This window comes from Streptomyces sp. NPDC111656, from assembly GCF_055656965.1.
Map to the genome: position 1 here is coordinate 1157245 of NZ_JBVKCA010000001.1, position 10898 is coordinate 1168142.

Genomic DNA, 10898 nt, shown 5'->3' on the forward strand with positions numbered 1-10898 from the left:
ATAAATAATACATCTGGCGTCCCGGCTGCGCCTCGGATGATTGCTTCAACTATCCAATTCATGTAACTATATGGATCGGCTGACCGGCCGAGACCGGAGGGCGTGCGGATGACCGTCGCGGCGAGAACCCTCACCGACCAGGAGCAGCGCGAACGCCGCGAGTGGTTCCGGGCCCGCTGGGAGCGCGGTGTCGCGTTCAACCGCCGCTGCCGGATGCGCATGGTCCGCTGGGACCCCGACGGCGTCGAGGTCGTCCTGCCCTACGCCGAGGCGCTCTCCGCCCACGAAGGTGTCTTCCACGGCGGCGTGCTCTCCGCGCTCATCGACACCGCCGGCGCGGGAGCCGTGATCGCCGGGCACGACTTCCAGAAGGGGAGTCTGCTCAGCACCGTCTCGATGTCGGTGCAGTACCTCGCACCGGCCCGTGGCCGGGAGGCCGTCGCCTACGCGCGCTGCGTCCGCCGGGGCCGCAGGCTGCACTTCGCCGACGTCGACGTGATGGCCGACGGGGTCGTCTGCGCCCGGGGGCAGGTGGTGGTGACCATCTCCGGTGAGCGACCGGGCGTCGGCGAACCCATCGAACCCATCGACCCCATCGACCCCACCGACCCGTTGAACGAGGAGTGACGCGATGCCGGACGGACCCGCCCAGGACCTGGTGCTGTACGAGGTCGACGAGGACGGCGTCGCCACCGTCACCCTCAACCGGCCCGAGCGCAAGAACGCCTGGAGCCTCCCCATGGAGCGCCGCTTCTTCGCCCTCCTGGACGAGGCCGCCGCCGACTCCGCCGTCCGCGTCGTGATCATCACCGGCGCCGGCCGGGCGTTCTGCCCCGGCATGGACGTCCAGCGACTGGAACAGAACGCGCAGCCGGGCCAGTCCCTGGACCTCGGGACCCGCGTGCCCATGTACAGCCGACGGAACATGCCCAAACCGCTCATCGCTGCCGTCAACGGCGCCTGCGCGGGCATCGGGCTGGTCCAGGCGCTGATCTGCGACGTACGCTTCGCCGCCCGCGGGGCACGCTTCACCACCGCCTTCACCCGCCGCGGCCTGGCCGGCGAGTACAACCTCCCGTACGTGCTGCCGCGCGTCGTCGGTGTGGAGAACGCCCTCGACCTCCTGCTGTCCGGCCGGGTCTTCGACGCCGACGAGGCGAAGCAACTCGGCCTCGTCAGCCGGGTCGTGGAGCCGGACGACCTGCTCGACGCCGCGCGCGCCTACGCCCGCGACATCGCCCGCAACTGCTCACCGCGCGCCATGGCCGTCGTGCGCCACCAGGTGTACGGCGACCTCGACCGGACCTTCACCGACGCGCTCGCCCGCTCCTACTCCGCCATGGAGTTCTTCGCGGGCTCACCGGACTTCCGCGAAGGGGTCGCCAGTTTCGTGGAGAAGCGGGAGCCCAAGTTCGAGGGGCTGCCCCCGGACTTCGACCCGGACGAGGCCACCCGCGACGCGTTCCTGCCGTACTGACCGCGAGGAGCAAGAAGATGACAGGGCAGCCGTTCCCCGTCGAGGCCGGGCACATCCTGATGTTCGCCCGGGCCATCGGCGACGAGAACCCGGCGTATCTCGGCGAGAGCGCGCTCGCGCCGCCCACCTTCACCATGGCGAGCGCCCACCACGACCCCGACTACCGGCTGCGGCCCAAGCCGGGCGAGGAGTGGTTCGGGTCCGGCGCCGGACCCGGCGCGATGCCCGAGGGCGGTGGCGGCCTGCACGCCGAACAGCACTTCGAGTACCACCGGCCGGTGCGCGCCGGGGAGACCCTGTACGCCACCACCGTCGCCGGGCGCAGCTGGGAGAAGCAGGGCCGCACCGGCCGACTGCTGTTCAGCGAGCGCGTCACCGAGTACCGGGACGCCGAGGGCGAACCGGTCGTCAGCGCCCGGACCGTGGCCGTCGTACCCGAAGGCCCCGCGACCCGGAAGGACGCCCGATGACCCTGAGCGTCGACGACGTGAAGGTCGGCGAGACCCGCGAGAGAGTGCTGGTCGACGACCTGAAGCGCACCCGGATCGTCCAGTACGCGGGCGCGTCCGGCGACTTCAACCCGCTGCACACCGACGAGAGGTTCGCCACCGAGGCCGCGGGCTACCCCGGCGTCTTCGCCCACGGGATGCTCACGATGGGCATGACGGGACGGGTCCTGACCGACTGGGTAGGCATCGAGTCGCTGCTGACCTTCGGGGTGCGCTTCAAGGCCCAGGTGTGGCCCGGCGACACCCTGACCGCCACGGCCACCGTCGAGTCGGTCGAGGACACACCGGCCGGTCCGGTCGCCCACCTCTCGCTGCGTACCGTCACCCAGGACGGCGCCGAGGTGGTCACCGGCACCGCGACGGCCCGCCTGGAGCCCTGAACCGATGGGCGGCGACACCGAGCCCACCTGGACAGGGATGGTGGTCGTCGCCCACGACCACTCCCGTCCCGCCGTCCGGTTCGGGGACCTCACCTGGACCGGACGCGAACTCCTCGACCGGGCGGGAGCCGCCGCCGACTGGCTGGACACCCTCGGCCTCGATCCCGGCGCCCCGGTCCCCGCACTGGCCGCCACCTCCGCCGAAGCCCTCGCGCTGGTGATCGGCGGCGCGGGCTCCGGTCACCCGCTCGCCCCGCTCGGCGTCCGTATGACGCCGCACGAGATCGGGGCCGTGGTGGAGGCAACCGGTGCCCAACTTCTCATCGTGCAACCGGAGTTCGCCGAACTAGGCAAGCAGGTCGCCCGACTGTCCGACCGCCGCGCCGTCGTCGTCCCCGAACTGCCCCCGAGCGCACGGACGTTGACCGCCGAACCGAACGACCTCGCAGCCGTCCTGCACACCTCGGGCACGACCGGCCTCCCCAAACCCGTCCGCATGACCCAGCGCCGCCTGGCCGCACGTGCCCGCGTCAACGGCCACCTCTGCGCGCTCGATCCCGACAGCTTCTACGGGGGCAGCGCACCCTTCCATCACATCGCCGGCCTCGGCAACATCGCCGTCGCCCTCGCCGCGGGAGCACTGATCACCGGGCTGCCCCGCTTCACCGTCGAGGGCTGGGCCCTGCTGCGCGAACTCGGCACCACCCACACCAGCATGGTCCCGGCGATGCTGGAGACCCTGCTCGCCACCGGCCAGGCACACCACGAAACGCTGCGCGTCCTCCAGTACGGGGGCGCACCCGTCCGCCCCGGCACCCTGCGGCGGACGTACGAGGCGATGCCCGGCGTGCGCATGCTCAACATGTTCGGGCAGACCGAGGGCTCACCCATCAGCGTCCTCACCCCCGAGGACCACCGCGAGGCGGTCGCCGGACGCACCGAACTGCTGCGGTCCGTGGGACGGCCCGCCCCCGGGGTCGAACTGCGGGTCCAGGACGCCGGACCGGACGGCGTCGGCGAGATCCACGCCCGCGCCGACCACCTCTTCCGGATCGACGCCGAAGGCTGGCTGCACAGCGGCGACCTGGGCCGGGTGGCGCCGGACGGCTATCTCTACCTGTACGGCCGGGGCACCGACATGATCATCCGAGGCGGCGAGAACGTCCATCCGCTGGAGGTCGAGACCATCCTTGCCGCACACCCCGGCGTGCTGGACGTGGCGGTCACGGGTGTTCCCGACGAACGCCTCGGCCAGACCGTCGTCGCCTTCGTCGTACCGGCCGACCCCGACGCCCCGCCCGAACCGGCGTCGCTGAGAGCACACGTCCGCGCCAGGCTCTCCGGATTCAAGGTCCCCGACCGCTGGTGGTTCGTGGCCGAGCTGCCACGCAACGCCAACGGCAAGGTCGTACGGCGCCGGCTGCGCGAGCCCGGCCGAGGAGGAGCACATGACTGACCACCCGGTCGTCGACCCGGAGACCGCGGGGGTGGACCCGCACCGGCTGGACGTCCTGCTGCGCCGCGTCCGCCTGGAGGTGGAGCACGGGCCCTTGCCGTCCGCGCAGGTCGCCGTCGCCCGCCGCGGTCGCCTGGTGGCCTTCGAGACCTGGGGGGACGCCGGCCCGTACACCAGGTACGTCCTGCAGTCCGTGGGCCGGTCGATCGTCGCCGGCGTGGTGTGGAAACTCCTCGGCGAGGGACTTCTGCACCTGGACGAGCAAGTCGCCGCGATCATCCCGGAGTTCGCGCCGAACAGGAAGGAGACGGTGACGGTCGAGCACGTGCTCACCCACACCGCCGGCTTCCCCTTCGCACCTCTCGGGTATCCGAAGACGCTGGACCGCGAGCAGCGGCTCGCCGCCTTCGGGCGCTGGCGGCTCGACACCCCGCCGGGCACCCGCTTCCAGTTCCATCTCACCGCGGCTGCCTGGCTGATCGCCGAGATTGTCGAGCGGCGCACGGGGCTGCCCTTCGCCGGGTACCTCCACGAGCGGATCGTCCAGCCGCTGGGCCTGTCCTCGATCGAACTCGGCGTCCCGGTCGAGCGGCAACCCGGCACCGTCGCCCCGATGATCGCCACCGACCGCACCGACGACACCCAGGAACCCGACCCCTGGGGACCGTGGTACCTCTCCGACCCCCGCGTCCTGGCGGCAGGCGAGCCCAGCCACGCCCTGGTCGCCAACGCCGCAGACGTCGCGCTCTACTTCCAGGCACTGGAGCACTCGGGCCTGTGGAAGCCGGAGGCGGTGGCGGACGGCACCCGTATCCGGCTGACCGAACTCCCGCACGGGGAGCGGATCTACGGGGGCGGCGGCAGCCGCCGTACCAGCATGGGCCTGTTCGTCACCGTGGCGGGCCCGGACGCCGGCAGCCAACTGCCCTCCACCGGCTCGCCGTCACTCTTCGGCAGCGCGGGAGCCGCATACCAACTCGGCTTCATGGACCCGGAGTCCGGCCTGTCCTTCGCCTGCCTGAGCAACGGCTACCCCCTCGCAGGCTACGACCACACCCTGCGCGGCACGGCGCTGCTCACCGACATCGCGAACCTGGCGGCGGACCTGGTCTGACGACCGGGTCCGCCGCCAGGCGGAGGCGTTCGACGCTCAGCGGCTGATCAGTTGCTGAGCGTTGTTGTACATGATGTCGTCCTGCACCGACTCGTCCAGTTCCGCGAGGAGTTTGCGGTAGTCGGCCGGGTTGGCGATGCCCTCCGCGTGCGGGAAGTCCGAGCCCATCACGACCGACTCGTGGTAGCCGAGACGCTTGACCAGGCTCGGGATGTCGTCCTCCGGGTAGGGCACCACACGGATGTGCTTGCGGAAGACCTGGCTGGGCCGCTCGCCCAACTGGCCGCCGATCCAGGGGCCGTTGCGGCCCATGCCGCGGCTCTTGTCCATGTGCCGGACGAAGTGCGGCGCCCACTCGGCGCCGAACTCGGAGACCAGGACGTTGATGTCGGGGAAACGCCCGAAGAGGTTGTCGAAGATCAGCGCGGACAGCGTCTCCTCGATCGGACGCTGGCCGTAGGTGTTCATCCACTGCCACGCGGACATCCGGAAGTGGATCGGGCTCGCGTCGTGGCCCCAGGCCGGGGCGACGTTCGAGTTGTAGTAGAACTCGCTGATGTGGTAGCAGACGCTGGCCTTGGCCTCGTTGACCAGTTTCCAGAACGGGTCGAAGTACGGGTCGCCCGGTGAACGGCCGTACTGCGGCCCGGTCGGCAGCATGATGAACCGGGCGCCCTGCTCCAGGACGTACTCCAGCTCCTTGACCGCGCTGTCCAGGTCGCGAAGCGACAGCAGCGCGGGGGAGTAGATGCGGTCCTGGTGGTTGAAGCCCCAGACCTCGTTCATGTAGCGGTTGAACGAGTGGTAGTTGGCGTAGAGCGGCTCGACGCCCTGCACGTACTCCTCGGCGACCAGTGCCCAGCCGCCCGGGTAGATGATCGTCTGGTCCAGGCCCTGCTCGTCCATGACGCGCAGGCGGGCCTCGCGGTTCTGGTACGACTCGTGCATCGGCTCGAACTGGTACGTCTCGTCGGGGTTGCCCGAGGCCATGGCCTTGAGCATCTCCTTGAGCGAGCCGGGCCGGTAGACCTGCCCGAACTCCGGTTCCAGGCAGACCACGATCCGGTCCCCGGCGAGGATGACCTCGCGGCCGTCCGGGAGCGTCACCGGGGCCACCGCCTGGCCGAGGAACTCCTTCGGGAGGTAGCGGGTGAAGGAGTCCCGCTCCTCGTACATGTGCTGGTCGCAGTCGAAGATGCGCTTGCGCTGTTCGGCCATGCCCGTCGCCTCCGGACCCCAGATCTATTCAGTACGCCTCCTATAATTATCTAACTGTTTCGGAGGTGCAAGGGGTGAAGGCGGGAACGTCCCGACGGTGTGCGGGCCGCCCGGTCAGTCGATGAGTTCGAGGACCGTCTTGGGGCCGGCCCCGTTCACCACGTCGTCAGCGCCGTTGATGTGGCGCTGCCACAGCTTCTCGGCCTCGTCCGCCTTGCCGGACTCGATCAGGCCGACCAGGCGGACATGGGCCCGGTGCCCCTTGAGGGCCTGTGCCTTCTGGGTCTCGGCGTCGGTGGCGGCCGCGGTGTACGAGGCGTTGGCCCGGTCGATGATGTTGCGCAGCATGCCGCACAGGAGGATCAGCGTCTGGTTGCCGGTCAGTTCGACCAGGAGGGCGTGAAAGGCGTCCTGGGCTTCGACGAGGCCCAGCGGGTCGTCCAGGACGGTCTTCTCGGCCGCCACCGCGTCGCGCAGCCGCTTGACGTCGTCCGCGGTGTGCTTGACGGCCAGTTGGCGCACGCACGGCGGTTCGATGAGGGCCGCCGCGCGGTAGACGTCGCCCAGGGTGGCGCCGCGGTACTCCAGGATCAGACCGGCGAAGCGGGCGGCGACATCGGAGTCCGGGGCGCTCACCCGGGCGCCGCCGTGCGCTCCGCGGCGGACCGTGATCAGCGACTCCGACTCCAGGACGCGGAACGCCTCGCGCAGCGTCGGCCGCGAGATGCCGAACTGCTCCATCAGCCCCGACTCCGGCGGCAGGGCGTCGCCGGGCTTCAGCTCGCCCCGTACGATCTGGCGGCGCAGGTGCGCGGCCACCAGTTCGGCGGTCTTCGGGACACGCACCTGGCGTCCGACGCGGCCACGCGAGGGGGCGGGCACGGTCGGCGTCTCTGCGCGGGCTGCCTCGGCCACGGCGGGCTCCTCCATATAGCAAAATGAATCGTCTTAGTGCATCGAGGGTACCAGGTCAAGGGGTGGACGATCTTCCCTTGGCGGGACCCTGTCTGGCGCCCGGGACGCCGTTGGGTATATAGATGATTCATCTAGCTATAAAGCCAACGGGCCGTGGGAGTGACTTCGATGACCGCGCATGCGACCCCGGTGATCCTCAGCGAGCTGACCGGCGACGGAGTCATGCTGCTCACCCTGAACCGGCCCGAGCGGCACAACGCCTGGACGCTGGAGATGGAGCTGCTCTACAACGAGCTGTTCGACCGCGCCGAGGCGGATCCCGCGGTACGGGCCGTCGTCCTCACCGGTGCGGGACGCAGCTTCTGCCCGGGCATGGACATGAGTGTCCTGGACGGGGCGTCCTCCGGTGCGCGCCCGTGGCCGACCGACCGGCTCCCGCCGCGCACCCGGCCCATGTCGTTCCCCAAGCCGCTGGTGGCGGCCGTCAACGGCGCCTGCGCCGGCATCGGCTTCAACCAGGTGCTCATGTGCGACGTACGGTTCGCCGTGCCGGACGCCAAGTTCGCCGCCGCGTTCAGCGCGCGCGGCCTGGTGGCCGAGGACGGCGTGTCGTGGCTCCTGCCGCGGATCGTCGGTTACGGGAACGCGAGCGACCTGCTGCTGTCCTCGCGCCGGATCACCGGCACGGAGGCGCGGGCGATGGGCCTGGTCAACCGCCTTGTCGAGCCCGAGGAACTGCTCCCGACGGCGCTCGCGTACGCCATGGAACTGGCCCGCTCGGCCAGCCCGTACGCGATGTCCCTCATCAAACGGCAGCTCGCCGACGACCAGTCGCGGAGCTTCACCGAGAGCCGCGACAGCGCGGCAGCGCTGCTGGCCACGGCGAAGCGCGCCCCGGACTACCGCGAGGGCGTGCGCAGCTTCATCGAACGCCGCCGGCCGGAGTTCGCCGGGCTGGGGGAGAACACGCCCGAGCGCGCGGAGGCCTCGTCGTGAGCCGCGCCGAACTGCCGCTGCATCGCCGGACCATCACCGTCACCGCCCACCAGGAGCCCGGCGGCGACGAGATCTCGGTCGAGGCCGAGCTGCGTGACGAGCGGCCGTGGGCCGAGCCGGCCGCCGCCGACATCCACCGGATGGCACTGGCCGTACGGATCCGGCTCGCGGACATGACGATCGTGGCCGCCGACGCGGACATGCTGACGTTTCCGCACGCCGAGTGCCCGTTCATCACCCCGGTCTTCGACAGCCTGGTCGGTCTCGGCGTCGCCGCCGGATACAACCGGGCGATCCAGGAGCGGTTCCGGGGTGTCGCCGGCTGCTCCCACCTCTACGAACTGACCCGGGTGCTCGGTCCCGCGGTCGTACAGGCGGCGATGTCGGCCAACGCGCGACGTCGTGACGCGGGCGAGCCCGCGAACGGCCCGCGTGCCACGGCCGGGGTGCTGAACAGCTGTCACATCTGGGCGCCGGACGGCGTGGGCCTGCGCAAACTCGACGCGGGCTGGCGCCCGGGGGCCGGGCCGCGTCCGGTACCGGAACTCGGGACGTTCGAAGTCCCCGAGTGAGGCCGGGGCCGCGGCGTCGGCGGCCGGTCACGTTGCGGCGGGGCCGAGGTGGCCGGGGCCGGCTGCCAGGAAGCGGGACAGGCCCGGCCGGGTGCACAGGGAGTCGGCCCGGCCGGGCGCGGTTGCGGTCCGGCCTCAACCGGCAGTGATCCTGGGCTCGCGCGGCAGCCCCAGCACCTTCTCCGCGAGGATGTTCCGCTGGACCTGCGAGGTGCCCGCGTAGATCGTGCCGGAGCGGGCGATCAGGTACGTCGTGGACCAGGACGCCGAGGAGTTCGCGGCGCCGGGGTCGTCGGTGCGGTAGGTGCGCAGGGGCGGCCGGCCGGTCGGTACCTGGCCGTGCAGGCCCATGATGTCCATCGCGAGATCGGTGACCTTCGTGTGGTACTCGCTCCAGAACAGCTTGGCGATCGACGACTCGGGGCCCGGCTCCGCGCCCTTGAGCCAGCCGGTGAGGGTCCGGTAGCCGAGACAGCGCATGATCTCGACCTTGGACCAGCACCAGGCGATCCGCTGCCGGATGACGGGGTCCTGGTCCCTGCCGTACAGCCGGGCCAGTTCCACGAGGCGGTCCACCTCGGCCCGGAACAGGATCGGGTTGGTCGCCGCCTCCTCCCCGCGCTCCACGCCCAACAGGCTCTGGGCGACCGTCCAGCCGTTGTCGACGCCGCCCACGACGAGGTCGGCGCGGGTGCGGGCGCCGTCGAAGAAGACCTCGTTGAAGTGGAGTTGGCCGCTCATCATGCGGAACGGCCTCACCTCGACGCCGGGTTGGTCCAGTGGGACGAGGAGGAAGGAGATGCCGCGGTGCTTGGGGGCGTCGCGGTCCGTGCGGGCCAGCACGAAGATCCAGTCGCTGTGGTGGGCGCCGGACGTCCACACCTTCTGGCCGTCGATCACCCATGAGTCGCCTTCGCGGACGGCGCGTGTCTTCAGGGAGGCCAGGTCCGAGCCCGCGTCGGGCTCCGAGTAGCCCTGGCACCAGGTGTCCTCGCCGCTGAGGATGCGCGGCAGGAAGTAGCTCCGCTGCTCGTCCGTGCCCCAGCGCAGCAGCGTGTTCGCCAGCATCTTCACGCCGAAGGTGTCCTGGGGCAGCCCGAACGGCACACCGGCCAGGGCCAGTTCCTCCATCAGGACCACCTGGTGGAGCTTGGACAGGCCCCGGCCGCCGTACCGCTCGGGCCAGGTGAGGGAGAGGTAGCGGTGCTCGGCGAGCCGGCGCCGCCAGTCCCGGGCGAAGGACCAGGCGGCCTCCTCGTCGAGGGCGCCGATGCCCTTCCAGTCCGCGGGCAGCGTCTCGGCGAGGAACGCCCTGGCCTCGGTGCGGAACGTCTCGGTCTCCGGGGGATAGCTGATGTCCACCTGGGTTCGCTCCTCGTCCGGCCCGGCGGGCGGGACGGCGCCCCTCCGCACAGCCGATCTCTGTATTGATTGTTTCAGCGTAATAGGTTATCTATTTAAGAGGAATAGCGTCGAGTCAGGGGCGGGCTGACATGGGACTGCTGGACGGCCGGCACGCGGTGATCACCGGCGGCGCACAGGGCATCGGCTTCGAGATCGCCGGCGTTCTCGGCGCCGCGGGCGCATCCGTCGTCCTCGGCGACATCAACGCGGACGCGGCGGCAAAGGCCGCCGAGCGCCTCGCCAGGAACGGTGTGGCCGCTGCCTCGCTGCGCTGCGACGTCACCGACGAGGACGAGGTCGCGGCCCTGGTCGTCCACTGCGCCGACATCTTCGGGCCGGTCGGCGTCATGGTCAACAACGCCGGGATCACCCGGGACGCGACCCTGCGGAAGATGGCCGTGTCCGACTTCCGTGCGGTCGTCGACGTCCACCTGACCGGCGCCTGGAACGGCACCCGGCATGCCGCCGAGGCGATGCGCGCGCACGGACACGGCGGCAGCATCGTCAACATCTCCTCCATCGCCGGCAAGGTCGGCAACTTCGGCCAGACGAACTACAGCGCCGCCAAGGCCGGACTGGTCGGCCTCACCAAGGCCTCCGCCAAGGAACTCGCCAAGGCGGGCATCCGCGTCAACGCCGTACAGCCCGGCCTGATCCGCACCGCCATGACCGAGGCGATGCCGCCGGCCGCGTGGGACGCGAAGCTGGCCGAGATCCCCCTGGGCCGCGCGGGCGAGCCCGCCGAGGTCGCCCAGGCCGTTCTCTTCCTCGCCTCCGACATGGCGAGCTATGTCACCGGAGCCGTGGTCGAGGTGACCGGCGGCCGGTACATGTGACCCCTCATGAAAGGCATGGCT

Annotated in this window: 12 protein-coding genes; 9 read left to right on the top strand and 3 right to left on the bottom strand. The window is 70.8% G+C overall.

Going from position 1 to position 10898, the window contains the following annotated elements; all coding sequences use genetic code 11:
* Positions 1–108: 108 nt before the first annotated feature.
* Genes ACZ7M3_RS05345 through ACZ7M3_RS05370 form a run of 6 tightly spaced genes read left to right on the top strand, consistent with a single transcriptional unit; the run spans position 109 to position 4936 of the window.
* Complete coding sequence (locus ACZ7M3_RS05345) at positions 109–627, top strand: PaaI family thioesterase (protein WP_472060909.1); 519 nt, start codon at positions 109–111, stop codon at positions 625–627.
* A 4-nt stretch (positions 628–631) separates the two neighbouring features.
* A complete protein-coding gene (locus tag ACZ7M3_RS05350) occupies positions 632–1477 on the top strand; it encodes an enoyl-CoA hydratase-related protein (protein ID WP_472060910.1) in 846 nt (281 codons plus the stop codon).
* A gap of 17 nt (positions 1478–1494) precedes the next feature.
* Positions 1495–1947 carry an FAS1-like dehydratase domain-containing protein gene (locus tag ACZ7M3_RS05355; RefSeq protein ID WP_472060911.1) on the top strand — a complete coding sequence of 151 codons (453 nt, stop codon included), beginning with the start codon at positions 1495–1497 and terminating at the stop codon, positions 1945–1947.
* Positions 1944–2366 (top strand): MaoC/PaaZ C-terminal domain-containing protein, encoded by a 423-nt coding sequence (locus ACZ7M3_RS05360; RefSeq protein WP_472060912.1) that lies wholly within the window; start codon positions 1944–1946, stop codon positions 2364–2366. The genes ACZ7M3_RS05355 and ACZ7M3_RS05360 overlap by 4 nt, the downstream gene beginning before the upstream one ends.
* 4 nt (positions 2367–2370) lie before the next feature.
* The gene (locus ACZ7M3_RS05365; RefSeq protein WP_472060913.1) at positions 2371–3822 is read left to right on the top strand and encodes a class I adenylate-forming enzyme family protein; all 1452 of its coding nucleotides are present in this window, start codon (positions 2371–2373) and stop codon (positions 3820–3822) included.
* A complete protein-coding gene (locus ACZ7M3_RS05370; protein ID WP_472060914.1) occupies positions 3815–4936 on the top strand; it encodes a serine hydrolase domain-containing protein in 1122 nt (373 codons plus the stop codon). The genes ACZ7M3_RS05365 and ACZ7M3_RS05370 overlap by 8 nt, the downstream gene beginning before the upstream one ends.
* A gap of 36 nt (positions 4937–4972) precedes the next feature.
* Here the strand turns inward: ACZ7M3_RS05370 and ACZ7M3_RS05375 are convergent, their stop codons facing one another.
* Both ACZ7M3_RS05375 and ACZ7M3_RS05380 read right to left on the bottom strand, forming a co-directional pair.
* Positions 4973–6154, bottom strand: coding sequence for an amidohydrolase family protein (locus ACZ7M3_RS05375; protein ID WP_472060916.1), 1182 nt, complete (start codon positions 6152–6154; stop codon positions 4973–4975).
* A 114-nt stretch (positions 6155–6268) separates the two neighbouring features.
* On the bottom strand, positions 6269–7069 hold the full coding sequence (locus ACZ7M3_RS05380) for a FadR/GntR family transcriptional regulator (protein WP_472060918.1): 801 nt from the start codon (positions 7067–7069) through the stop codon (positions 6269–6271).
* A 168-nt stretch (positions 7070–7237) separates the two neighbouring features.
* Here ACZ7M3_RS05380 and ACZ7M3_RS05385 point away from each other — a divergent pair, with 168 nt between their 5' ends.
* Complete coding sequence (locus ACZ7M3_RS05385) at positions 7238–8065, top strand: enoyl-CoA hydratase-related protein (RefSeq protein WP_472060920.1); 828 nt, start codon at positions 7238–7240, stop codon at positions 8063–8065.
* Positions 8062–8637 carry a DUF2889 domain-containing protein gene (locus tag ACZ7M3_RS05390; RefSeq protein ID WP_472060921.1) on the top strand — a complete coding sequence of 192 codons (576 nt, stop codon included), beginning with the start codon at positions 8062–8064 and terminating at the stop codon, positions 8635–8637. The genes ACZ7M3_RS05385 and ACZ7M3_RS05390 overlap by 4 nt, the downstream gene beginning before the upstream one ends.
* 135 nt (positions 8638–8772) lie before the next feature.
* Here ACZ7M3_RS05390 and ACZ7M3_RS05395 read toward each other — a convergent pair whose 3' ends face one another.
* The gene (locus tag ACZ7M3_RS05395) at positions 8773–9999 is read right to left on the bottom strand and encodes an acyl-CoA dehydrogenase family protein (protein WP_472060923.1); all 1227 of its coding nucleotides are present in this window, start codon (positions 9997–9999) and stop codon (positions 8773–8775) included.
* Between the two features lie 131 nt (positions 10000–10130).
* On the opposite strand from ACZ7M3_RS05395, the gene fabG reads away from it, so the two are divergent.
* Positions 10131–10877: a 3-oxoacyl-ACP reductase FabG gene (gene fabG / locus ACZ7M3_RS05400; RefSeq protein ID WP_472060925.1), complete on the top strand. Its 747-nt coding sequence runs from the start codon at positions 10131–10133 to the stop codon at positions 10875–10877.
* The last annotated feature ends 21 nt before the right edge of the window (positions 10878–10898 follow it).